This window comes from Candidatus Babeliaceae bacterium (assembly GCA_041660765.1).
Classification (GTDB): Bacteria; Babelota; Babeliae; order Babelales; family Babelaceae; genus JBAZVR01.
This window is the reverse complement of the sequence record JBAZVR010000001.1, coordinates 103,824-129,413: the sequence shown is the minus strand read 5'-3', so window position 1 is coordinate 129,413 and position 25,590 is coordinate 103,824. Positions and strand designations below refer to the sequence as shown.

Genomic DNA, 25,590 nt, shown 5'->3' with positions numbered 1-25,590 from the left:
ATTAAACGCTGATTCGTTCACCAAACTTAATTTTGTATAATTTGTCTTGAGACTCGGCAGAAACATGCGCTTTCCATGCTATATCCAACCGTTTAATTGGCGTATCAAATGAGTCTGGGCCCAATCCAAAAGTTCCCCAATGCATTGGTATACATACTTGTGCATTGAGAATTTTACATGCCGCAACAGCATCCTCAGGCCCCATATGAGAATGACACATAAGAGAGCGTGGTTCACATGGTCCTATGGGTAACAATGCACAATCAATAGTTCTTGCATAGTCTGTAATAGCTTTAAAAATCGGTTCATTAAACCCAGTATCACCAGCAAAGTATACTGTTTTATTATTCGCCTTGATCATCCACCCACCCCATAATGAGGCATGCGCATCAAACGGATCTCGTCCAGACCAATGTACCGCAGGAACAAAAGTAAATTTTATGGTATAACCATTACGATCGAACGTAGTCATCTGCCACCAGATATTTTCTATAACATGTTCAAACCCACGACTGGTAAACCAAGCTTTCGTACCTTGCGGAACCAGCATAATAGGTTGATGAGATTTAAGAATATTCATACTAGCTTCATCTAAATGATCTCTATGATTATGAGAAATAACTACAAAGTCTATTTGAGGCAAATTTCTTGGCTCGATACCCACAGGCGTTTTGCGTGGATATAACACAGCATTCAGATCGTAAAATATTGGATCAGTAAGAATATTAAATTCATTTACTTGGATGAGGAATGATGCATGCCCAATCCATTGCAGTTGCAAAGGAACCGATTTTTGCAGTACCATATCACGTTGGATCCAACGTGCTGGATTATCCGTAAAATATTTTTTAAATGAAGTTTTTGTTGCCCAAAAAATCTTTGCTGCATCAAGTATATGCTTAAATCTATCTTCTGCATGATTATTAAAAAAGCGTTTATTTTTGATCAATGGTTCAATGTCATGCTTATGACACTGGCTTTGTATTACATCTATACACTTATGCGCATCGACTATATGTCCAGTTAATAACATTGAAAGCAGTAATAAAAATAATTTTATGTTCATAACGTCTTTCACAAATATTTTTATAAAGTAAAATTATTTTAAATATATTATCTTTAATAGTAAATCATATTTTAATCTTATTGTCAAATTGCATTTACCTGGCAATAAATGTAGTGAAATGCTGATCAGGAGACAGGTCAGCCCCAGTTAATTTCCGGTAGATTATGTTGTTGTAAAAAAGCATTTGCTTGTGAAAAATGGCGGCATCCCAAAAAACCAGTTACTGACAATGGGGACGGATGAGCGGCTTTTAAGATTAAATGCCGCGATGGATCCATATGAATATGTAGATGTTGCATTTTTTTTTGGGCATAAGCACCCCACAACATGAAGACCGTTGGATGATCTCGCTTAAGCAATTGCTCAATAATAGCATCAGTAAAAATTTCCCACCCTTTTCCTGCATGGCTTGCTGGTTTGCCCTCTTCAACGGTTAAAATGGCATTCAGCAATAACACGCCTTGTTGCGCCCAACCAGTTAACGTACCATTATGAGGAATAGCCACACCAATGTCTTTGTGAAGTTCTTTAAAAATATTGCGTAAAGATGGTGGGATGCGGACGCCTAGCGGTACGCTAAAACTTAATCCATGTGCTTGACCAGGGCCATGATAAGGATCTTGACCCACAATAACGACACTAACTTTATCAAACGGTGTTTCGCGCAATGCCGCAAATATATTTTTTTTTGCCGGATATATTGTTGCACCAGCTGCTTCACGTAGCTGTAAATACTCCACTAATGCTTCAATCTCTGCTGTATGACAAACAGTTGCGAGCGGCGTTTTCCAAGAAGCAGGCAATGCTGCAAAAAATTGTTGTTGTTGTGGTGTCATTGTTTTCATAATAGGGATCATTTTGTCCCTATTTATGTAGCTTGTCAAATGCATTAAAGCTATTTCTTGACGCATATAATAAATTTTAATTAATAATTAAAAAATATAGCCTGTGTACCTGAGGGAATTTTTAATGAAGCAATCTTCCTATTTTTACCACATTCTGTTCAGCATTATTTGTTTAAACACTTACGGAAACCACGATCAAAATGAGCCTATAACGCGCACACGACGAAAACTCAAAATACTCTATTCTCTGCTCGTCGAAAAAAATGTAACAACAAACAACTTAAGGGTATATCAGGATACCACACTCAACAATCTCACCGTAAACGGCAATTTAAATTTTAATAGTTGTTTAACAACATCCTGCATAGATACCGAATCAGTGGATACTTGTGTACTGAATTTACCCGCAACAACAGCTACGTGTGGGCAAATAGTTCTTGCAACAAATCCATTTATGCACGCTTATGGAACATCGAACACCTTTTTAGGTACAGATGCCGGTAATTTTACGTTAACTGGCAATGGAAATGCAGGCGTCGGAACAGAAACATTATTAAATCTAACTTCTGGAAATAATAACACGTCAGTTGGATCAATTTCCCTTCAAAGTGATACTACGGGTAGTGCGAATACCGCAATTGGCACATCTGCACTGCAAAATAACACCATCGGCAACAGCAATACCGCCGTTGGAGTATCTTCTCTTCAAAATAGCGTTGCAGCCGACAATAATACAGCCATTGGCACATTTTCTCTATTCAACAACGATACGGGGACCGGCAATACAGCAGTCGGAAATAATGCTGCTCTTTCGCTTACCACAGGATCAAATAACGTTATCATTGGATTAAACGCCGGCGGCAGCCCAAACAATTATAATGCCAGCAACTCCATTATAATAGGCGCACTTGAATCGCCCGGTTCAGTTAATGGCCAAATACATATAGGCGTAACAAGCGGCACTTCTTGTTACATTGGTGGAATTCATGGCGTTACAACAAGTAATGCTGCTATACCGGTACTCGTTGATTCAGCTAATCAGCTAGGAACGGTATCCTCATCGCGACGAGTAAAACGTAATATTCAAGATATGGGCGACGCAACAGAAAATTTATATACATTACATCCAGTTACGTTCAATTATATTACACATGAAAATGATAACCATCTTGAATACGGCCTTATTGCTGAAGAAGTAGAAGACATTTATCCCAACATTGTTGTTAAAAATAATGAAGGCCTGCCAGAAACTATACAGTACCAATACTTACCAATAATGCTTTTAAATGAATGGCAAAAAGACCACGCCCGCATTGCACAACTCGAAATAAGCAATAAAGAACTTTTACAAATAGTTGGCCAACTTATTACAGAAGTTAAAAAGAAAGTACAGCCTCTTGCCAAGCTATAATATCTTTTGCATCACTCAAACGGAACCATAGCAAAAAACACTTGCAACCACTTAGGATACGTTTTTTTATAAGCACTTTCAAAAGCTTGTGGATTCTGAGTTGTTTTTAATGCTTCTTTATCAGCAAAGCGTTCCTGATTTATTACAAATCTTATATACATAAGCAATTCAAACAATAAAAGCCCGGCAGCCATTTCTTGACAATCTTTACCTTGACTTAATAAACCGTTATTTCTATCTAAAAGACAATAATCAATACAACAAACAGCGCATATAAAAAATATTTTTTTTAACCTATGCCAGTGATAACAATGAACAAACTCTCGTGCTATTAAAAATTCTAATTCCTCGTCAGTCAAGTGCTCCCATAAATAATCTCCTATAAATAAATTGCCAAATATAAGACTCATATCTCGTCGCCGTGGCCTCTCGCTACCTTCTTGAGTCCTCAAAGTTGTCTGTAAAAAGATTTTAGGAGCGTTCATATCAAATTTTTTTGCCATCTCCTGAACCGATTTATTTATATACAATAAGCTCTCATCACTCGGAGAACCAGCATTTAAAGTGTTATATGGAAAAATAGCCAAAAATAGAAAAAAATTCATTTTATCTTTAAAAAAACACAAAAACCATAAATTATACGTACTATGCTCTTGTTTTTCATGCAAAATATTTAACATGCGTATTTCTCAAATTTGTTAGCGATGGCCTCTTGCTGAGCTATAAGAATATTCTTAATAAATTCATACGTTAGATCGGGATTTTCTTCAATAAGTCTCATTATTTTTGCTTCAATAATCATATTTTTTGATAATTTGATTATTGCCATATATTATCCTTAAATTTAAATATATTCTCATACTGTTTAATTATAACAGAATAATGCATTAAAATAAGCCGTTATACTGCTAAAAAATTAACGAAAACCCCAACAAATTTTACAAAAATAGTTTCTGAATTTTGGCAGTATCAATAGATCCATTTTGATCAATTTCAAAAAAATACCTAACTTGCCATGATTGGGTTTTCTGAGCCTGTGCGCTATCAGTTACATCCCATGGTGGATACACGCGCATGGCGCGCTTGCCGCCCTTGCCATACTGAGAAACAAAACCATGCTCATGCAAAACGTACTTAGGGAAAACAAATTGGCCAAAATGTTCAGCAGTACGTACGCTCACCACAAAAAAATCGATTGCGTCTGCCATATCATAGGGGGCTATAGGCCCAGCGCTACTACGCTTCCAGAGCGTAACAAACTGGCCAATTTTTGTTGGCGTAATTTTACTCACCCTAAACTTTATGCGCTTGTTGTTCATGGTAAATTCGCATGCCCCATATTCTTGACTTTCTGCTTCTTGAACAATATCTGTGCACATTAAACCGCTCGGTATATACGCAAGCTTTTGCACGGCAAGAAGATCTGGGTGAATCATATTTACACTTTCATAGGTAAGTTACTATTATTTTAATAAAAACGCCCATCCATAGACAGGTGATCGCGCAGCATACTACATTACATGTAAATAATTTTTTTAACAAAAAAGATGTCACTATGAAACAAATATTTTTGCTATTTTTCACCCTTCACCTAATTACTCTTGGAGCAACTGAATATCACGAAGAAAATGATATTCTGACTCACACACGTATGCTAAAAAAATTTTGGAATCTTGTTGTCAATAATCAATTAATAGCCAGAAAATTAACCGTTCTGGATGATGCTACTATAGAGGGGAATGCAACAGTCGGTCACTCATTAACAGCCGACAATATTACATCAAACTCAATAACCACCAATAACTTAATCATCTCAGGACTTACCATTATCAATGGCAACCTACAAATAACGGGTAATCTTTCAGCGGATAGCGCAAACATTACCAATAATCTCACTGCTGGCAGCATCACATCTAATTCTTCATTATCCAGCAATACGTTGGCAGTAGCAGGGAATGCAGATATTGGTGGCAACTTGAACGTAACAGGTAGTATTGCTGGCAACAGTGCAAACATCATTAATAATCTTACCGCTGGCAGCATTACTTCTAACTCGTCATTATCAAGCAATACGTTAGCAGTAGCAGGGAATGCAAATATTGGCGGCAACTTGAATGTAACAGGTAGTATTGCTGGCAACAGTGCAAACATCACCAATAATCTTACTGCTGGCAGCATTACTTCTAATTCGTCATTATCAAGTAATACGTTGGCGGTAGCAGGGAATGCAAATATTGGCGGCAACTTGAATGTAACAGGAGGTATTGCTGGCAACAGTGCAAACATCATTAATAATCTTACCGCTGGCAGCATTACTTCTAACTCGTCATTATCAAGCAATACGTTGGCGGTAGCAGGGAATGCAAACATTGGTGGCAACTTGAATGTAACAGGAAGCATTACAGGCAATAACATGACACTTTCAAATACAGGCAGCATGAACACCGCAATTTTTGCAAATTACGTACCAGCTTACGCACCGCTCACCGCAGCAATGGCCGGCACCGTCAACATTTATGGCGATTCTTTTGCATTTGGAGCATTTGTTTTACCAAGCGAACGGTGGCCAAACCTTTTATGTAATTATTTTGGCTCTACCGAAAATATGTATGCTTCTAATGGAACTATGATAAATGATAGCATACAGCAAATATATACAACGTATCCGCCAGGAACAAACGTAACTAATTTTCAAGCATTTGGCACCAATGATATCGGTTATGGACCTGCAAATGATAATATATTTGATGAATTTAGAAGAACAACAGAAACTATGGTCATGTTCACTTGCCTACCGGATAGCCAAAAAGTAAATGCTCGCGATGCAAGTACAACCGGCGTTTGGACTACTACACCTATTCTGGGCCTATGGGGACTCCAAACATCAACCGCAAACTCAACATTAACAGCAACCGTCACTGGGCAATTTGTTTGCATTGCTATGCCCTGCGTGAGTAATACTATTTTTTGGGATGTAACTATCGATGGAACGCCCATTGTTGTCGCTCAACAAGTAACACATAATAGTCCAGTTACACAACTTGGGGGCGATATTAATGATGTATTATTTGTATATGACACAGGAAGCAATGCACCCCATACTATTTTAATTAATTATAATGCCAGCTCAACAGCAACGGGATATATTGCGTGGCTTGCAGGATTCAATATAAATAACCCAAACTGCAACACAACATTTCTCGTTTCTCCAACAATACCAGATTACTCCGTTATAACTCCTCTCAGTAGCGGAATGGAAAGAAGGCGACAATGCTGGTTTGATATACAAAGAAGTATCTGCAGACGATTAAGAACAGAGTATGGGCTACCCGTTTATTTTATTGACATGAGTTATCCGTGGACATTTGGCATGTTACGCAATGACACGTATCATCCCAACCCAAATGGACATCAATACATGTTCAATCGCGCTCGCAGCGTTATTCTCAACGGCGAGTTTAATTATTTAACATAAAAAATTATAATAGCTTCTTGCCAGCTTCTGAAATTAACTTGAAAACTTCAGTCGCAATAGGTTTTTTATTAACATCAGGGTGCCATTGTTTCAATAGCGTTAATTGTGCTTTCTTAATTTCAGCTTTGCTTGCCCCTTCTTTTATTCCCAATATCTGTCGAGGTGTAGCATCCGAACTAAGATCCAAAGCACCGTACACTTCTTCCTTACTAAATTGAGGTCTCTTGGTGCTGTCTATTTTGCGTTGCCGTTCCAGACTAGCTTTTGATGCAGTGTCTCGAGATCCTTCTCGTAACAAGAATTCTACTTCATGCGCCCATTCTTGCGCAATTTGATCAAGCACTTGCACATACTTTTTTATTTCTTCTTTTTGTTGTGCTGTGATAATTTTTTCTGTCATCCCCGCATCAAAAACGGGATTTATTAGACCCGTATAATAATTTTTCTCTATATAATCACGGATCATATCATATATTTTTGGATCAATAGTACTTTTTTTCCGTTCATTAATCGCCTGCAACCGATCCTGTTCAGCCAATATACGTATTTCATCAACTATAGCTTCACATATATCTAAATAGCGCAATTGTTGTGGATCTGTTGTTTGTTTTCTTTTGAATGCAATAAGTTTTTTAACTTGTTCCGTTCGTTTCTCTGCAAGACTATTTAATATGACAGAGTTGAGTACCGAAGAATCTTTCCCTAGGATTAAAATAAAACCTGATGAATCTGCATCCGCAAGAGATGCTTTTTCTGTATACTTCCATATCCAACCCTGTTTAATAACGGGCAATAATTTCATGTGATAGATTTCATTTTCTATTTTGCTCAAATCTATTTCAAATAAAGCGGGGTCAATACTCCATTTGTTGATATTCATAACATTTTTTAACGTTAAGGGCTTTTCAAAAGGGGATCTAACATCAACGGGCCCGCCAGAAACGTAACGAGCAATGGCGTATAATGCTTTGAGCTGTCGATAAGCTTCTGTGCGGCTAGAAGTTATCTCTTTACCAAACATATTGCTCAATAATTCTCGCAGAACTTTCTCACCATCAGGAATAGATTGCATGACGTCCTCAAGTCGTACGGTGCCCGTTTTTAAAAATGTCGGCGCTGTAATTTTTTCAAGCTGAGATTGCACAACATCCTGATATATTTCTTGATATGTTTCTTTGGGAATCTGTGCTTTTTGTGGTTCTGATTCACCTTCAGTAGAATAGCTGCGCTTTTGTAAAAAAGGGGAAGCAAAAATATTCTGATAATTTGCACGACATTGTTGCATCATAGTCAATGCTTGTGCCTGCGATATAAATGATGGCGTTAACGGCATAATGGGGCTTATTTTTTTTAGCTGTAATCCAGATACTCGTTGCTGCAATAACGGCGAAAGGGTCATTTGTTGCGCAACGGACAATCCTGAAATCTGTTGTCGTGGGCACAAAGCAGACTGCGATGGCACTTCTTGCAATGCACGCCCTCCACGTTTAAAAAACCTCGATGTAGCTCTCGAAGATACGATATCTAAGGTAAAAAGACCACATATTGCTACGAGCAATAAACGCACCAAGCTTTTCATATCATCACCGTTTTTTATTTTACCGATTTATAAAAAATATTTTACATCCTCTGAATAGTCATATTCTGCTGGATTAAGTGCCCCTGATTCGTCATGTTCCGATATCTCTCTGTATATACGCCTTTCTGATTCGCCCTCAGGATAGACTTTTTTTATTTCATTTCTCCATTTACGCGCGACACCCTCAATTTTTTCTACATAACCTTTTATTTTTTCTTCTTCTGTTGATGTAAATTTTGATGATGTTAGACGATCAAAGTAACTGTTATCTACAGGATTTTCAAAATTGCGGCTTGCTATATGACTCTCAAGTGCCTCATATATTTGTGGATCAATTGCTGTATTTCTTTCCATACTATCTTGCTTCAACCATGTTTCACGAGATCTAGCTTGAGATAGTATAGAATTAATAATGTGATTGCATTCAGTTAGATTTTGTAATTCAACGGGATCAGTTATTGTGCTTCTTTTTAATGCAACAAGTTCCTCAATAAGCTCAACTCGCTTCTTTACAATGCCATTTAATATAACAGCAGAACTTAATAGTTCATCTGCTCCCATATCTGCAAGCGATATATTTTCCGTAGAGGTTCTAAACCAACCTGTCTTCTTAGTGATAGGGAATTTCATGTGATACAACTCATGTATTACTTGAGTAAAATCAGGCACAACAATATTTTTTAGACTTATCTTAATTCGCCATCCGCCTTCATTATATGTATTTGCAGAATAGCTAAAAGGAGAGTCAACTTCTAAGTCACCAATTATGTACGTCGCAAGAACGGATAATGCAATATGTTCATCATAAGCGCGATTATACATCGCTAAAGTATATTTGTCATGACCAGTAAAGCCATATGGTCTTCTCAGCAACTTATCAATATATTGATAAAGGTTCGAACCAGAATTTATATATTGAGCAACATACTTAAGTGGTACACTCGCCTTATCTCCTGTTTTTAAAAATTCTGGCACTTCAATTTTTGCAGCTTGAGCTTTTATTGCAGGGTACGTTTCATAAACAAGCATTGGCTCCTTAATGTCGACCGGGATGTTCATGGGATAAGTAGCATAGCCGCGTTTTTGTGGAGCTGCAGTTTTTGCCATCTTAAAAAAATTAGTTAATGTGGGGCTTTGCTGAAAAGTAGATGCACCACCGCACTTCATCATATCAAACGCTCTCGCTTGTGATGCGAATGATGGTGCTATTGGCATAATAGGTTGGAAGTTTTGCGTCTTTAACCCAGCCAGCCGCTGCTGTAATGATAGTTGAAATGCGGGCGAAAAGGCCATCCGTTCTGTAGTTGATAGCCCAGGGACTTGTGGTGGGCAAAAAGCCGGCTGTGATGGCACTTGTTGCAATGCGCGCTCCCCGCGCCGAAAGAGCTTAGATGGACCTATCGAAGACACGATATCTAACGTGAAAAACACACATGCCGTTACAAGCAATAAACGCATCAGCCTTTTCATATCCATCCCTCATCTTTTTAATTGCCTCGACTCACTCCATAAAGAAGCATTTCTTCGTCTTGACGCGTCTTGTGTTCGATTATCTTTGGCTTCCCATGAGGGAAGGTCGCATTCAACTCAGATTGCCATTTATTAATGACATCCTCAACCTCTTCTACGTATTTTTTTATTTTCTTTTCTTGCTCTTTCGTAAATTGTGATGCCGAAAGACTATCAAAGTACTCTTGATCTACGGGATCCTTAAAATTTTCATCTTGTACATATCTATTAATTGCGGCATATATTTGTGGATCAAATTTCTTATTTTTTTCCAAAATATCTTGAATTGCACTTTGCATATTGGATTCAGCTGTTTTATACACTTCATCAACTTTCTGATTGCATATATCCAGTCCTTGTAATTCAACTGAATCAGAGGTTTGCTCTTTTTTTAATTGAATAAGCTTCTCAATATCTTTTGCTCGCTGCATGGTAAAGATGTTGTACATAACAACATAATTGAAATTTTCATTGCTGCCCCCCATCTCCGCAAGAGATACATCTTTCGTATAAGGCCGCCCAAACCAACCTTTTTTAGCAATAGGAAATTTCATATAATATATCTTTTTTGCAATTTCAGTCATGTTAGGAACTGCAATATCTTTTAAATTTTTTCCAATATGCCATTGTTTTTCCTCGATTAGAGTTTCAGCAGTTTTTGGAAAACGTGGAGGAACCATATCAAGCTTACCAGCTACACCCATTGCCAAAGCGGATAATGTAATATTTTGCTTATATAGTATATTTCCAACAGTATATACAGAATCTCCTTTTTCATAAGATGGATTGGAAAGCTCTTCATTAAAAATCTTTCTTATAACATCAGGATTACTATATTTTGCAACATACATAAGCGGTACAGCCCCCGCTTTTAAAAAGGCCGGTACTTGAATTTTTTTAATCTGATCTTCCAGTTCTGTTGCATAAGACCTCAGAGAGTCAATCTTTTTCAGATCAGCGTGAGAATAATCCCAATGATAACCGCGTTTTTGTGAAAGGGCTGCAGCTTTTGCCATGTTTTTACTAAAAAGACTGGTAGTAGTGGATCCGCCGCCACGCTTCATCATATCGAACGCTGCTGCATGCTGTGCAAATGGCTGTGATGGCATAATCGGTTGGAAGTTTTGCGTCTTTAAGCCAGCCAGCCGCTGCTGTAATGATAGTTGAAATGCGGGCGAAAGGGTCATCTGTTCAGCACTTAATAGTCCAGGAACTTGTGGTGGGCACAAAGCTGGCTGTGATGGCACTTGTTGCAATGCGCGCTCCCCGCGCCGAAAGAGCTTAGATGGACCTATCGAAGACACGATATCTAACGCGAAAAACACACATGCTGCTACGAGCAATAAACGTATCAAAGCTTTCATACCACCCCTTAATCATATATTTATTTATTAATTACAAGCATAGCAAAACCTATTTTAAATCTGGCCCTCCTAACCCTTCGATACATCGATCCTATCGGATCGCCACTCAGGGTGAGCGGATGTACCTATTCAACACGATTCAGCCGTACTTTACTACATGTTAAGAGTAACATGTACAATGACGAAAATGCAATAATTTTTCTATTTGAAATAAATAAGACGACTAGCATTAATGACAATAAAAATATCAGAAATAGCATGGGCGAAGGCGGCTTGGGTAGGTGTAACAATATGCATCAGAGTTAACACAAGGCCAAGTATATGAAAAAAAAGAAACCCAATAATAAGGTTTTGCTGGATAACTCTAAAAACTTTTTGCGCCAACCTTCTGACAAAAAATATTTTCTGCAAATCATTAGTCATCAGCACCACGTCGGCGGCATCAATCGCGGGCTCCATGCCCATGGCGCCCAAGGCAATGCCCACATGCGCCTGCTTAAGTGCCGCAACGTCATTAATCCCATCGCCAACCATGGCAACAACATGGCCTTCTTGTTGCATTTTTTTAAGCATAGTTAATTTTTGATCAGGGAACATGCCGCCATACCGTTGGTGAATATCGAGCTGCTGCGCAATGGTATCAGTTATTTCTTGTCGATCACCGCTCAACAACATGATATTTTTTATACCAGAAACCAATAATTCTTGAATTATATCTTTAGCCTCGGGGCGTATTGCATCTGCCATACATATTTTCCCCAATACGCGTCCGTGGGACGCCCGTCCCTGCGCTGCAAGATAAAAATTACTATGCAATTTTTCATCAAGACATACCGGTGCCGTCAATGGAATGAGGCTATTGCCATGTTCCGGCGCTTCTATAAAATGTTTATTGCCGAAAAAATAATGAGTTCCTTGATATTCTACTTCAACCCCATGCCCAACGACAGACGTATATTTATCTGACAAGGGTACAACAATATGTTCTTCTTTTGCTTTCGCTACAAGTGCTTTTGCAACAACATGATCAGACCGTTTTTCTGCCATTGCCGCCAATCGTATAATCTCATTATTACTGATATCTGAAATATATGATTGAACATGAACAATAGAAGGCTCCCCCAACGTGAGCGTTCCCGTTTTGTCAAAAATTATCGTATCAATTTGAGCAAGACTTTCTAAAGCACGCCCGCTTTTAACCAAAATACCATGCCTAAATGCAGCAACAGTCCCCGCAAGCACCGTTAACGGCGTTACCAAAGCGAGCTCTAGCGGAGACCCAAAAATTAACAATGTCAGCACGGTATCAAAGTCACGCGTAATCAGCCAAATAAGAACAATAAAAATCAAATACAGTGGCGTAAAAATTTGCACAATGCGATCAGTCAATATGGTTATAGCGGCTTTATCTTTTTCTGCTTGCACCAGCAACACGACCATTCTACCAAACAGCGTTTCTTCTTTAATTTTTTGCGCTTCTATAACAATGCTTCCTGCCTCAACAAACGTCCCTGCAAACACAGAATTACCAACCTGCTTTTCTTGCAACACACTTTCACCGGTTAACGAAGCTTCATTGATAGATGCACAACCTTCGATTACGACACCATCAACCGGAACCCGCGCTCCCGTGGCTATAATAATATGCATGCCAATTTGTACATCACGCAAGGGCATAACCACTTCTTCATTACCACTACGCACCATAACATGCGTTGGAATTAATCGAATAATACTTTCAAGCGCACGCTTTGTTTGATTTTCGATAAACAATTCTGCATAACGCGCGATGAGCATAATAATAAGAACAATCATAATCGCGTGTTCTTCGTGACCAATTAACGCAAATATTGTTGCGAAGACAAGAAAAAATTCCGTGCCAATTTGTTTTTTACGTAAGTCCTGAATCGCTACCCATACCAATGGAAACCATGCAAGCACCAATGGTACATATACAAAATATGCTGGAACAGAAAGATTTTGCGACACTATATACATCGCAATAATACTCACAACGTACATAAGATAATCAAGCCGATACAACCGCGCGTAATAAAGCGTTAACCAATTATGCATAAACTATCCCCCTCAAAAACACATATGTCTTTTAGTGTATAAAAAGGTATCGTAATGTCTAATAATAGGCGAGGCTTTTTTTACTATACTATCGGTAATATAGTATGATTTAATTGTGCTACTTTATAAATTTGATCAATAATATAAACATTATTTTTGTGTCGCTTTAATTCTTGATCAATGTATTTTTCATTATGGCGATTTTTGAGGTAAATATTAAGCATATCTAATTTGTTTTGACTTTTTGTCTGTGTCGATTCATATGACTTAATTACATTGCCATTCAAATCATAAATTACATAATTAATTGCATTAATCCTCATTACTCCTAAGGCGCCCGTAATAATAAATTCTTCTTTTCTAAAATCATGACGTGACAATTTAATTTCACCCTTTAGCCCTGATGGATAATTAAAACTAATAATGGCCTTGTCTTCAAGTTTTGCCTTAAACATCTCATTATAACAAAAACCAAACGTAGCATTTATTTCACTTATAATCGGCATTCCAAAAAAATCATTAACAACATCGATAATATGATAGCCCATATCAATCAACACACCACCACCACTTTTTAATCTATTAGCACGCCATCCAGGCGTCATCATGGGAAGATTAAAACAATATTCATAAGAAAATGAAAGAGGCCTACCTATAAGATGCAAATCTTTTTTAGCTTCAATCAATGACGCTTGAAAGTGTCGTTGTACTATAGTAAATATAGGAGGTTGCTTTATTTTTGATATTTTTTCATAAGTCACAACTTCTTGACTATTAAGCGCCAGTGGTTTTTCTTTTATAATTATTTTATTATCTCGCAATAATAATGTAGTGAATTCTTCATGAAGATGATGTGGAATGGCAATAAAAGCAACTTCAAAATTAATCTGGTTATTACTTATTGCTTGCTTTAATTCTTCTATTCCTACAAAAATCTTGATATTGCCTCGCATTGCAGCTTCTAAAAAACTTTGCTTCTCAATATCTTGAAAAGTATTAGGAGATACGACAAAAGCCATAAACTCAATATCATTTTTCAATAAATTAAAATATTCTTGACCTTGCTTTCCTGCAGCCCCGATCAAAATAGCTTTTGGTTTTTTATGTTTATAATATTCCGCGCTCAAAAAGAAAATGGCTAGAAAAACCAAAGAACCCAAAACTAAATTTATAAATATTTTCTCTTTCATCAAGCAAATCCTTGTTAAGTAGATTTAATTAATCCCTCAAGGCCTGATATAATTTCATGTATAAATGGCTTTGATTTGTCATTTGAAATTAAATCTCTAATTGTTTTGACATCACCTAGTTTTCCATGTTTAGTCAAATATATGTTATAAGAGGCCTGATCTTCATTGTTATCATTAAATACTACATTGAGAGAAAGTGTTTCAGGCATTGTATTCATAACTCGATGAATCATTTTTTTATCAAAGGCCTTAATTGCGCCTTGCTCTACACATTCATTTTTCACAAACTGTAATGAAGTATCGCCAATAAATACAAAACTTTTTGAATCACCATCTTTTAAGATGCGATAAAGATCATACTTAGAATTTTTTTTATTTCCAGGTTCGTATATTTCATGATTATAGCCCCCTTTAACAATAAAACTTTCAAAATAATTTGGATGTGTATGTATACTTTCTGGACTAATAACTATCCCTGCATTAGGGGTCCAATAGTTAGCCCTAATCTTTTTAATTCCACAAAATTTAGATCTAACTTGTTTTAAAATGGGAATATTTATTCTTATAAAACCAGACTCGTTTTTTTGACAAGCTAATTTGTCTATATTTGTCATCAAAAAACTTTGAGAATATTTCGCCAATTCTTTAAATTGTGCTCGATCAACCCTGGAAGCTTGATTGATTGTATTTAACAACTTTATTGATTTATCCATAGCTTGCAATGTCATTCCAGGAACGTGCAATGCAACAATAAGTGATATATATTTATAAATATTCATATTTATTGTCCTTAAATTTTTAAATTTTTTGAATCCATTTATTAAACATTCGAACAACCGATGGGTTTTGAGTTGGCAATGTGTCCGCTCTTTTTTCTATCCATCGTAATTCTTTTGACTCTCTATTTTGTATGACTACTTCATCGCTGACCACTTGTAGTAAAAACCGTATATCATAATGATAATGCGCTTTTTCACGACTATTTTCAGGGATAAGATGAATATCGATATCAAAGATATCAGTATCTACAGGAACAATGTGCAGGATTCCTGATTCTTCTTGAGCTTCTTTAAGAGCAACCGCCAAAACATCCGTATCTCCATCACAATGCCCACCAAGCTGAAACCAATTATTAAGCTTTGCATGGTGCAACAGAAGCGCATGAGAACCATCTTTATTTAAAAGCCAAGAAGAAGCCGTAATATGTCCAATTTCTAATGATCTTTCAAAGCAATTAATATTCTGATCTATAAAAGAAAGCATGCGTGCTTTAAACGCAATTTCTTCGTCACATGACGGATTATACTTTTTTAATAATACTATTACATTCGATCTCTTCAATGAATTCCCCCTGATTTCATTAAAATTAAAATATTTTCAATAGAAAATCTATTGTACAGGGGCACAAATATCTAGTCAAGTTAAAATAAGGTTGAAAAATGCTTAAAGTGGTTGAATATACAAGAGTTTAATAGTTTGGTATCTTTTATAGATATAATTTATAGAATGCGCCTGTAGCTCAGTCGGATAGAGCGACAGATTCCTAATCTGTAGGCCACAGGTTCAATTCCTGTCAGGCGCACCAGTCTGTGCAAATAACTATGGCTAGTACATCACGACAGTTTGGCGCCACAAAATTTTTACAAAAAAAATATAATCATGCAAAAAACCTATATTATTATCGGCGCATCGGCGGCGGGAATCAGCGCGGTAGCAACGCTACACCAACTTGATCCAGAAGCACATATTATGTGTATATCAAAAGAGCCGAAAGTATATAACAAATGCCTGCTTTTTTCTTATATGCAAGAACAGATAACTCAAGAAAAGCTTAATCTTGATTTTATGCTGCCGCAAGAAGCATCGATCACCTGGATGTATAATACTGAGGTTATTTCAGTAGATAGTGAACGACAACAAATTACCTGCGTAACGCAAGGGAACACGCAAACACTGGATTATAACGCACTTTTTTTGGGAATAGGCACGCTCGCACGAACTATACCAGAATATGCAGATACACCGGGCATATTTACAATTCATACGTTAGAAGACTGCCAAAAAATTATACAATATTGTTTAGAGACAACCATTAATCACGCTGTCATTGTGGGCGCTGGCATCACGGGGCTTGAATCTATCAGTTTTTTAAAAAAATATGCACACAAAATATCGATAATAGAAAAGAATAGCCACATACTGCCTCATTTTGCTGATGCGAAAGCCTCTGCATTTCTTGAAAAAAAATTAGAAAAAGATGGCATAACCTGTTACACAAACAGCATGGTCACGAATATACAGCACCAGGAAACTGGCTACCATGTAACACTGAGTTCACCCAATAACACAATACGCACAATCGACTCCGTAAATCTTATTATAATGGCCATGGGCACAACACCCGCAACCGACTTTCTTAAAAATACCGGTATAGAGTTTGAAAATGGCTATATTGTCACCAATAATTACCTACAAACGTCGGCTCCCTCAATTTTTGCCGGCGGAGACTGTATTATGGCAAACAATATAATAACCGGAAAAAAAACTCCAACACGCCATTGGCGAGACGCAGTGCAACAAGGAAAGCATGCCGCCTATAGCATGGCAGGACAAAATAATTGTTATCCGGGAATGACCCCCTATACCAACACAACTATCGATGGGATACCCGTTATTCATGCCGCATACAGCACTCAAGAGCCTATACAATTAACATATGATCACGATGAAAACTTTTATGAAAGCATAGCACATTCGCAGCATAACGATTTGCGCGGTTTTTTGCTTATTGGTAAACTAATAAAAGCAGCTCACTTAAAAAAACAATATACTAATACTGTCACATCACGTTGAAGATTTGATATAATTACACGTAGATCTAGCGATCAAACAATTTTAGGAACATGGCATGACAATGCATCTTAAAAGCCTCTATTGCGCAACCAAAAACACTACCAAAAAGTACAAACAATCACTTTTTGTTATTCCCTATTGTTTTACGTTTTTAAACGCTTTTTTCGGCTTTCTGTCTCTCGTAAAGTCATTCGAGGGCGACTATAACAGCGCAGCATATTATATTTTACTTGCCGCCTTTATGGATGCTTTTGATGGACGTCTAGCACGAGCTATCGGATCTTCAAGCTATTTGGGCATGGAGCTTGATTCTCTCTGTGACGCAGTTTCTTTTTGTTTGGCCCCGAGCATTCTTGTATATACACTTTTTAATGACTCATTCGGCACACTCGGCTTGGCGGTTATCGGCTTATATTTATGCGCAGGGCTCTTAAGATTAGCCCGCTTTAATACAACATCAGACAGTCAACAACTCAATTTTATTGGCTTACCTACAACTATGGCTGCTTTTTTGATAGCAAGCTGCGTTTTATACCGTCCTTGGATTATGGCTCACCCGGCAAAAATATTTTTCCATCCAATTGGCTTACACATCAGTATGCTCGTTATTGCATTTTTAATGATATCGCCACTGCAATTCCCCGCATTAAAGCGCTACCGCATTAAATTCCCGTATGGATATATCCAGCTCGCAAGTTTGATCATAGTCTTTTCTTGGTTGATCAGCTGCGGTTACCCACTCTTTGTTTTTATTCTGGTCGGCTACATTGCCTGGGGCATTATCTCCAGCTGCGTTCTAGAAATTAAAAAAAGATTCTTTGCCTAATACTTTTCTGGCATGAAAAGAAGTTTGTAATATCCTTTGGACCATTAATCTCCAATTGATTCATAATTGTCCGCTCCGCAAAACTCCTTACATTTTTCCAGAGACGGGACATTATGCGTCATACCCCCTATAAAAACAGCACGATAGGTTACGGGCGTAGATCGTCCATCTTTACATGTGCACATTACATTCTTGGAATATGCTTCACCTACCGAAATCAATACAAAAACGAATAGAAATAAACTTTTCTTCATAAAACCCTCTTGTTTTTAAATTATTAATCACTACTTACCCATCAATAATAGCTTAAATAAAGCATGCTTTTCAACAATTGTTTCATTTTGAAATAAAAAAGTTGATTGTAAAAGTATTCGGCATAATCGCTGCTGGCAGGGATGAGACCATTCTCATGCTCGGCGACGATTATAAAATATATAAATGGCTCGAATAAAAAAATAACTTATTTGCTTATTTTAATCACTATATGGCGATTCACAGGGTTCAACAAAAAGACCTAATTTTTCTATAGATGTAATATTTTCTGTAGATGGGCTTGAACTGCCGATATACATATAATAATCGTAACCAAAATGAATATACATGTTTTTAGCTTCCAACTTACACCACATTTTATTTCTTAAAATTAATCGAATGATTACAACAACAGACTCTTTATTTACAAACTCATTATTTACAATTTTATCTAAGCCATTTTCTGCCAACACAAGCGCTTTGTAACGTTTTCCGCCTTGTTCTAAATCAACAACCTTCAGTGATGCTATATTTAAACATTCTATAAATAGAATAACGGCTTGAATATAAGCATTTTCTTTTTCTAGATATTCTTGAAAAGTAAGCTCTTTCCCCTCAAAATTTGCTCCTATATCTGAATAGCATGTCCACTCATCTTTCAAATAAGTCTCATTATAATCACGATATCGAGGGTTATATTTTGTTATTCTCCAACAAAACACATTAACCTCCTATTCTGTACGGATGCGTGATTCCGAGTGAATAAACTATGAGTGATTTTTTTACAAATTCTATATGCGTAATGGGGAATAGTTTTTTGCCCGCGCCCAACACATGCTGTTCTTCAGATATGTTGTAACACAATTGTTCTATGCAATTTTATATTTTGTATAATTTATGGGAAAAACCACAAACCATGTCGACATTGCAGGCAATTTTTTCTGAAGAATCTTTATCAGAAAGCATAATAGTAAAGCGATTGCTATAATCATCAGTCGGCACAAAGATAATACCGTCATAATGAGAACCTGGTGCAATTATTCTGTCTGTAGCAGATTTTGCTATAAACGTATTGGTTAATGCATCGTTAGCACAATAAGAAGAGACTGACGTAATAATAGCTGGTATGAACAATATAGGGAAAAATAAACATGCGATGCCCCAACCGAGAATACGCTTTGCCGTGCTTGAATACACACTTCTTGCTACAATTTCTGCGGGAACTGTTTTTAGACTAATATCATTCTGAGCAAACTTTAAATAGCGCTGCGTGGTATTGCTAATAGATATGTGTAGCGGCTTATAACCTTGGCTCACTACATCTTTGCCAAAGCATTCTATGCTTTCTACTTTACTAAAAACTTTGCAACCAAGAGATATTTTTTGAGATGTTTTTTGATGTTTATTACGTAATAATCGATAACCCAAACTGAATATACCCACTATAACGCCAATGTACACCAATAATTTAACGAAAGAACCAATTTTCATAAAACCCCTATTATTAGATTATATTTTATTTAATAATATTAGTTTATACAAATTGGATTTTTTTGCAAGTTTACTATAAGTTACACTTCAATCGGCAAACTTTCAGCTGATGCGACTGACTCTTCTGTAGTCTCTATCGCAGGCTGCTCGCCCTCTTCTTGCGCCTCTGGCTGAGGCGCCTCAACTTTAGGCAGCTTTGCAATCATTTTCTTCAAGCCTTTATTCAGCCAACCAACTTCATCCATGAGTATCTTGAGCGGACCTGGGTTATCAAAAGAACCGCCAAGATGCACTACAGCCTTAACTTGATTACGTACCTCTTTTTTGCCATCTTTATCACGCTCAAGAGCTGTACTCTTTTTAAGAGCATCTTCCAAAGAATTAACAGCATCCTGAATATTAATTACCGGGTTAAGCTCTTCACGATATTTTTTTAGCTTATCTTGATCTTTTTCTGAACCAATTTTTTTTGCAAGAACCTTTGTCGTCGCAGCAAAATCAGCAAGACCTGATGCTTTTATAAAATCATTGAGCTTTCCATTAAGAGATTCATCATGTGCATAGTCACCTACGCCTTGCGACTTACCCGTTACATTTGTTTTAAATTCAATTGAATACATGTAGTCAGGTAGTTTTCCTATCATCAATTGAACATCATTATCAACTGCCTTAACAAATTTTTCGGCGCACTTTAGCTCGTCTTTTATAAGATCATCAAGAGACTTTTGAGCACTTTTTGTTTTTTGTTTTTCATAGCCTTCTTTATGAGCAGGAGCTTTTTTATCTTTCTTTTCTTTATCGTCTTTCTTGTCTTTATCTTCTTTTTTATCGTCTTTTTTATCTTTTTTACCAGCAGTAGTTCCGCCTTTCTTATCAGCATCAGCTTTTTTCTTTTCATCAGCCGCTACTGGATGCGCAGCATCAGGCGTCGATGATGGAGACTGAGCGGCACTCGCAAATGGATTATACCCTGCTCCAGAAGACGTTGATGGTTGACCGTAGCGAACTTTGGCATCATACGTACCAGGCGTTCTTGTCGGCTGAATTTTTGCACGCGCTTGTTGCTCAGCAAAGCGATCTTTTTCAGCCTTATCCATCTTTTTTTTGAGTTCTAATTCTTGAGGCTCATATTTTTTCAAAAAATCTTCGAGCAATGCGTTCAAGCGTTGCCCAGAAAATGCCTGCGACAATGCTGTCATCATATTATTAAGCGCTTCTTGTGCAACATGAGAAAGCTTTTTTTGTCGCGCATACAGCGCTTGCCGTTCACGATCAATTTGCGCTCTTGTCTTTGGATCACTTAATTTTTCATATGCATCTTTAATAATAGAAAAATTAAGCTGAGCTTGCTTAACCTGCCTTTGTAAATCTTTGCCGGCAAGCCCCTCTTCTAGCAATCTTTTCTTAATATTTTCTGGACTCTTTTGTTCAGATATTTTTTCAAATGCATGTTTAATATCAGCATCAACGGCATCATACGTAACGCGTAATATTTCATACGGATCATCATACTCATAATCAATAATAGGACTCACCGTAAACAATGGCTCTTGAGATGCGATAACTTCATACAATTCTTTAATATATTGCATAATTAATGCATACTCAGCATCAAAAAGGCGATCATAATGGTGACTTTTATTAATAAGCTTAAGATAATAAATAAGGGAAGCAAGATCCTGATTAAATGCTCTTTGAACTGGAGTTTCATACGGATCTTGAGAAATCTTTTGTCTGAGCGAACCCAACAACTCAATTAAGCGCTGTATTATTTTTTTAACTTCTTCGATATTTTCTGACGCAATAACAGGCTTTGCGGGTTCTTTAATAGGGGGCGTAACTTTAGCTTCGGGTGTTGGCATTGGAAGAGTTGGCTGACCAGCAGGACCAACCTGCTCAAGCGTATCAGGATTTATTCCCATTTCTACAAGTGCTTCGCGGCCAATGCGTTCAAGCTCTTGCAATTCTTTTTCATCAAGCGTCTCAAGAAAATCAAGCATCTCTTTAAATTCCGCTTCGCTCATAGTCATGCCGCCCGGCAATGCAACCTGCCCATTTTGTGGCATAGGGCCCATAGGAGGCATTTGTTGATTCATGCAGTTCAATTGTATACTTATCAACAATAATATGAGAAAACTAAAAATATATTGTATCATTGTTATCCTCAAAGTAATCTACGTGCATGTAATAATAATATATCAAAAAAAGCAATCAAAATATGACTATTTTTAATTTTAATATTAGTGCTCATAAATGTCAATTATCACAGCACAATGCCACCAAAAAAAATGCTGGTTTTCTACTCATTGAATCATTAATAACGCTTTTATTACTCTCGCTATTTGCGACTTTTTTTGCAACATATTATGGTAATGCAATTATGCACCAAAAAAGAATTATCAATCATATACAAGCTCTGTATATTGCGCATTCTTGCGCTCATCGCATACGAAGTACAAAAAAAATACCAACATCGCCATCACCTCATAATAATTTTACTATTATCACGACAGAAGAAAAAATATCTCACCCAAAAAATATAAAAGCGTATCGTGTTACTGTACAAGAAAAAACAATAACATACGCTACAACACTTGCGGGATTTATCGTATGAAATATGGATTTACGTTATTGGAATGCCTCATCTATACAGCCTGTCTCATATTTTTTTCATTAGCAATTACAACGCTTTTTTATAACGTATACAACTACAACAAAAAAATGTCGCTCACCATAGACACGTATATCCATCTTGCCATGACACAGGAGAAAATTTTACAATTAATCACCCAGCAACCATGTATTGCTTGGAAAAAAACAACTCCACAAGAAATAATTTGGGACACTCCCTTAAATAATTGTAGTTTGCTCTACAAAAACAATAAACTTATTGCTCAAGAAGGAATCTACGCTCCCGCTTCACACACATGGGTACGCATGAAAAAAACACCTCTTGCAGATAACATAGATGTTACCTTCACCGATATCACCGATACAGGCATTACCTGTATAACAAAAAAAAACAATTGCTCTTTGGAGCATTATATAGCGCTTGAAAGTCGATAATTATCATGCAAATACTAGTACTTACCCTGCTCTCATTTATCATGATTGCACTATCAATTACCAGTATGCGACAACTTGAGTATGCATCAGAAACAGTTCATTATATCACAGCATCCATGACACACAGAACCGAAAGTGAAATTATTTTGGATTATGGCTACGCATTATTATTAGAAGATGAGCAACTTGTAACAATTATTATAACAAACAAAAAACACACAACGCATGCCCCCTTCCATAAAAATTCATGTATACTATATACACACATTGAACCAAAAAAAATTTCTATAGAAGTGCATATGCTTGATCCATTAACACACGCAATCATATATAAAAAATCACGCGTTATAATTTTACCAGAACCGTCAGAAAGCTTGCTATGAAAACACCCCCCATACCCCTTTCAATGATATCACTCGATAATTACGCTGAACACAATCTTGATTTTAATCCAGAAAAATTTGAAGAATATCGTGGGCAAGACGAACTTAAGAAAAAGCTAGCGCTTTATACCCATGCGGCACAATTGCGCAATGAGCCGCTAGATCATTTGCTTTTTTTTGGTCCTCCAGGGCTAGGCAAAACAACATTATGCACACTCATGGCACGAGTTATGAATGTTGATATAAAAATCTGTAGCGGCCCCATGTTGGAGCGCACCGGAGATTTAGTCGCCCTCTTATCCAGCCTTAAGAAAAAAGATATTATTTTTATTGATGAAATCCATCGCATACCAACAGCCGTTGAGGAAGTTCTCTATACCGCCATGGAAAATTTTAGAATCGATATTATTATCGGCCAAGGCGCCGGAGCGCAATCCGTTAATTTACCGCTTCAACCATTTACTCTTATTGGAGCAACGACAAAGACAGGACTTATTTCTGCACCGCTGCGCAGCCGCTTTGGCATATTAGAGCGCCTTGATTATTATTCCCACCAAGAGCTACAAATGATAATTGAAGATAACGCTCATTATCTTGCAACGCCTATATCATCACAATCAGCACTTCTCATTGCTCAAGCTGCACGAGGAACACCGCGAATTGCAAAAAAATTATTACGTCGCGTACGTGATTTTGCCCAAGTTGAAAACAACAATATCATAGATGAAACAATTACTGTACGAGCGTTACAGTTTTTGGGTATAGACCAAACGGGGCTCAGTCAGCTGGATAATGCACTCTTAAAAATTATGATAGAAAAATTCGATGGTGGTCCAGTAGGCCTAGAAACACTCGCGTCGCTTCTGAGCGAGGACAGCACTACGCTCGAAGAAGTGCACGAACCCTATCTTATTCGTATGGGATATTTAGAAAAGTCTTCGCGTGGCAGAATTATACCTTATAAAATTCTGCCACGCCTTAAAAAGAAATTTTTCGGGCAAGAAACACTCTTTTAAAGATATATTTTTTAGGAAAGCGTGAATTTATACGTTTGTTCGGATGAGATATCTTGCACTAATAAAACATTATCATCAAAACTTTTGCATAAAATAAGCGAATCTGGTTCTGCCGTAGCTGGTAATGCATTAGCCGCAATGAGATTATGCGACGACAATTTCCAAACGTTAAGACCCCCGTCATCAATGATAGCAAGATGACTATTATTATGAGTAATTTCTTTTTTTTGAAGCATCTGATAAGGGCTAGTATGTGCTACAGTCTTACCAGTGTATAAATTTACAACAGAACAACATTCACCTGTTTCCATATGACCGCTCAAACCAACGTGACCTAAGCCAATCGATTGAACAATAATATCTTTACCCACATATTTCTGAAATTTATTAAATCTATCTCTTGCAAGAAGAGGATCTTGACTGAGCCCAATTACCTGTTCAATACGGGATGCTATTTCATCTGATTTTTTATAGCGTATCTTGAGCACGCCTTTGCGCACGAACAATTTAACGATAGTTTTATGAATAGAAGGCATCAGCTTACTGTTAACTGGCGCGTCCCGATTGGTACGTACGTTAGCAATATATGGTATCTTCTGCACATTCTTGCTCCACAACCGCTCACCAGTAGTGGTATCAAAAACATCTATAGTTTCTTGAGATTTTTTATTATCAATGACACTTATTTGCCTACCATCTTCCGAAAACATAAGACTAAAAGGATCTTCATATTGTTTATTTACCAATTGACGACGAGATGCGAGAGCAGTCATATCAGTAGAGAGACCTTCTAAAAAAATGCCTCTCATATTAACAAACGCAAATTTTTCCAATTGTGGAGAAAAGGCAACATCCAAATTTTCAGAATATTCAATTATTGGCTTTTTATATATTTCATCACGATAGAGCATTACATACATGCTGTCATCATAATTAGAATTAACTTCTGCTGAAGAGACATCTTCCATCGAATAAACTGACATAGAAAGAAATAATAATAACGGAAATATTAAACTACACATAGTATTTAACCCTTATAATATATACTAAAATTTTTTTACATAAATTATTATACTAGAAAACTATCGTTGTTCAAGAAAATTATATCTATAAAAAAATCGACAAAAAAACTATAAATTATTATTTTTATAAGTATCATCAGAAATTTTTATACATAACAAAGGCTAA

At 36.9% G+C, this 25,590-nt stretch carries 25 protein-coding genes and 1 tRNA gene; 9 read left to right on the top strand and 17 right to left on the bottom strand.

Features of this window, described 5'->3' with window-relative positions; genetic code table 11:
* Position 1: 1 nt before the first annotated feature.
* Together WC707_00695 and ung are read right to left on the bottom strand one after the other, a co-directional pair.
* The gene (locus tag WC707_00695) at positions 2-1,066 is read right to left on the bottom strand and encodes an MBL fold metallo-hydrolase (GenBank protein ID MFA6065682.1); all 1,065 of its coding nucleotides are present in this window, start codon (positions 1,064-1,066) and stop codon (positions 2-4) included.
* Between the two features lie 137 nt (positions 1,067-1,203).
* Entirely contained in the window at positions 1,204-1,911 is a 708-nt protein-coding gene (gene ung, locus WC707_00690; protein ID MFA6065681.1) for a uracil-DNA glycosylase, read from the bottom strand.
* A 124-nt stretch (positions 1,912-2,035) separates the two neighbouring features.
* Here ung and WC707_00685 point away from each other — a divergent pair, with 124 nt between their 5' ends.
* A complete protein-coding gene (locus WC707_00685; GenBank protein ID MFA6065680.1) occupies positions 2,036-3,322 on the top strand; it encodes a tail fiber domain-containing protein in 1,287 nt (428 codons plus the stop codon).
* A gap of 11 nt (positions 3,323-3,333) precedes the next feature.
* Here WC707_00685 and WC707_00680 read toward each other — a convergent pair whose 3' ends face one another.
* The 3 genes from WC707_00680 to WC707_00670 form a co-directional block, all read right to left on the bottom strand.
* The gene (locus WC707_00680; protein MFA6065679.1) at positions 3,334-4,002 is read right to left on the bottom strand and encodes a hypothetical protein; all 669 of its coding nucleotides are present in this window, start codon (positions 4,000-4,002) and stop codon (positions 3,334-3,336) included.
* Complete coding sequence (locus WC707_00675; protein ID MFA6065678.1) at positions 3,996-4,151, bottom strand: hypothetical protein; 156 nt, start codon at positions 4,149-4,151, stop codon at positions 3,996-3,998. Before WC707_00675 ends, WC707_00680 begins: the two co-directional genes overlap by 7 nt.
* A gap of 109 nt (positions 4,152-4,260) precedes the next feature.
* Positions 4,261-4,758: a MepB family protein gene (locus WC707_00670; protein ID MFA6065677.1), complete on the bottom strand. Its 498-nt coding sequence runs from the start codon at positions 4,756-4,758 to the stop codon at positions 4,261-4,263.
* A 119-nt stretch (positions 4,759-4,877) separates the two neighbouring features.
* Here WC707_00670 and WC707_00665 point away from each other — a divergent pair, with 119 nt between their 5' ends.
* On the top strand, positions 4,878-6,797 hold the full coding sequence (locus WC707_00665) for a hypothetical protein (GenBank protein ID MFA6065676.1): 1,920 nt from the start codon (positions 4,878-4,880) through the stop codon (positions 6,795-6,797).
* Between the two features lie 4 nt (positions 6,798-6,801).
* Here WC707_00665 and WC707_00660 read toward each other — a convergent pair whose 3' ends face one another.
* From WC707_00660 to WC707_00630, 7 genes are all read right to left on the bottom strand, one after another.
* Complete coding sequence (locus tag WC707_00660) at positions 6,802-8,376, bottom strand: DnaJ domain-containing protein (GenBank protein ID MFA6065675.1); 1,575 nt, start codon at positions 8,374-8,376, stop codon at positions 6,802-6,804.
* Between the two features lie 27 nt (positions 8,377-8,403).
* On the bottom strand, positions 8,404-9,846 hold the full coding sequence (locus WC707_00655) for a hypothetical protein (GenBank protein MFA6065674.1): 1,443 nt from the start codon (positions 9,844-9,846) through the stop codon (positions 8,404-8,406).
* Positions 9,847-9,863: 17 nt separating this feature from the next.
* On the bottom strand, positions 9,864-11,249 hold the full coding sequence (locus tag WC707_00650) for a hypothetical protein (protein MFA6065673.1): 1,386 nt from the start codon (positions 11,247-11,249) through the stop codon (positions 9,864-9,866).
* A 201-nt stretch (positions 11,250-11,450) separates the two neighbouring features.
* On the bottom strand, positions 11,451-13,325 hold the full coding sequence (locus WC707_00645) for a cation-translocating P-type ATPase (GenBank protein ID MFA6065672.1): 1,875 nt from the start codon (positions 13,323-13,325) through the stop codon (positions 11,451-11,453).
* A gap of 83 nt (positions 13,326-13,408) precedes the next feature.
* Entirely contained in the window at positions 13,409-14,515 is a 1,107-nt protein-coding gene (locus WC707_00640) for a Gfo/Idh/MocA family oxidoreductase (GenBank protein ID MFA6065671.1), read from the bottom strand.
* A 14-nt stretch (positions 14,516-14,529) separates the two neighbouring features.
* Positions 14,530-15,294: a hypothetical protein gene (locus WC707_00635; GenBank protein MFA6065670.1), complete on the bottom strand. Its 765-nt coding sequence runs from the start codon at positions 15,292-15,294 to the stop codon at positions 14,530-14,532.
* A gap of 19 nt (positions 15,295-15,313) precedes the next feature.
* Complete coding sequence (locus WC707_00630) at positions 15,314-15,856, bottom strand: NUDIX hydrolase (protein MFA6065669.1); 543 nt, start codon at positions 15,854-15,856, stop codon at positions 15,314-15,316.
* Positions 15,857-16,023: 167 nt separating this feature from the next.
* Here WC707_00630 and WC707_00625 point away from each other — a divergent pair.
* The 3 genes from WC707_00625 to pssA all read left to right on the top strand — a co-directional run bounded on the left by WC707_00625 (position 16,024) and on the right by pssA (position 18,194).
* Positions 16,024-16,100, top strand: a tRNA-Arg gene (locus tag WC707_00625).
* Positions 16,101-16,174: 74 nt separating this feature from the next.
* Complete coding sequence (locus WC707_00620) at positions 16,175-17,368, top strand: NAD(P)/FAD-dependent oxidoreductase (protein ID MFA6065668.1); 1,194 nt, start codon at positions 16,175-16,177, stop codon at positions 17,366-17,368.
* A 55-nt stretch (positions 17,369-17,423) separates the two neighbouring features.
* On the top strand, positions 17,424-18,194 hold the full coding sequence (gene pssA, locus WC707_00615; GenBank protein ID MFA6065667.1) for a CDP-diacylglycerol--serine O-phosphatidyltransferase: 771 nt from the start codon (positions 17,424-17,426) through the stop codon (positions 18,192-18,194).
* 44 nt (positions 18,195-18,238) lie between these two features.
* Here the strand turns inward: pssA and WC707_00610 are convergent, their stop codons facing one another.
* From WC707_00610 to WC707_00595, 4 genes are all read right to left on the bottom strand, one after another.
* A complete protein-coding gene (locus WC707_00610; GenBank protein ID MFA6065666.1) occupies positions 18,239-18,448 on the bottom strand; it encodes a hypothetical protein in 210 nt (69 codons plus the stop codon).
* A 219-nt stretch (positions 18,449-18,667) separates the two neighbouring features.
* Complete coding sequence (locus WC707_00605) at positions 18,668-19,168, bottom strand: hypothetical protein (protein ID MFA6065665.1); 501 nt, start codon at positions 19,166-19,168, stop codon at positions 18,668-18,670.
* 157 nt (positions 19,169-19,325) lie between these two features.
* Positions 19,326-19,937 (bottom strand): hypothetical protein, encoded by a 612-nt coding sequence (locus tag WC707_00600; GenBank protein MFA6065664.1) that lies wholly within the window; start codon positions 19,935-19,937, stop codon positions 19,326-19,328.
* Between the two features lie 80 nt (positions 19,938-20,017).
* The gene (locus WC707_00595; protein ID MFA6065663.1) at positions 20,018-22,093 is read right to left on the bottom strand and encodes a DnaJ domain-containing protein; all 2,076 of its coding nucleotides are present in this window, start codon (positions 22,091-22,093) and stop codon (positions 20,018-20,020) included.
* 62 nt (positions 22,094-22,155) lie between these two features.
* Here WC707_00595 and WC707_00590 point away from each other — a divergent pair, with 62 nt between their 5' ends.
* From WC707_00590 to ruvB, 4 genes are read left to right on the top strand one after another with little or no spacing between them, the layout of a single operon-like run.
* Entirely contained in the window at positions 22,156-22,551 is a 396-nt protein-coding gene (locus WC707_00590) for a hypothetical protein (protein MFA6065662.1), read from the top strand.
* The gene (locus WC707_00585; GenBank protein MFA6065661.1) at positions 22,548-23,003 is read left to right on the top strand and encodes a hypothetical protein; all 456 of its coding nucleotides are present in this window, start codon (positions 22,548-22,550) and stop codon (positions 23,001-23,003) included. The genes WC707_00590 and WC707_00585 overlap by 4 nt, the downstream gene beginning before the upstream one ends.
* Before the next feature lie 5 nt (positions 23,004-23,008).
* On the top strand, positions 23,009-23,386 hold the full coding sequence (locus tag WC707_00580; GenBank protein ID MFA6065660.1) for a hypothetical protein: 378 nt from the start codon (positions 23,009-23,011) through the stop codon (positions 23,384-23,386).
* Positions 23,383-24,402, top strand: a complete 1,020-nt coding sequence (gene ruvB / locus WC707_00575) for a Holliday junction branch migration DNA helicase RuvB (GenBank protein ID MFA6065659.1) — start codon at positions 23,383-23,385, stop codon at positions 24,400-24,402. The genes WC707_00580 and ruvB overlap by 4 nt, the downstream gene beginning before the upstream one ends.
* 11 nt (positions 24,403-24,413) lie before the next feature.
* On the opposite strand, the gene WC707_00570 is transcribed toward ruvB, so the two are convergent.
* Positions 24,414-25,424, bottom strand: a complete 1,011-nt coding sequence (locus WC707_00570) for a hypothetical protein (GenBank protein ID MFA6065658.1) — start codon at positions 25,422-25,424, stop codon at positions 24,414-24,416.
* Positions 25,425-25,590: the final 166 nt, after the last annotated feature.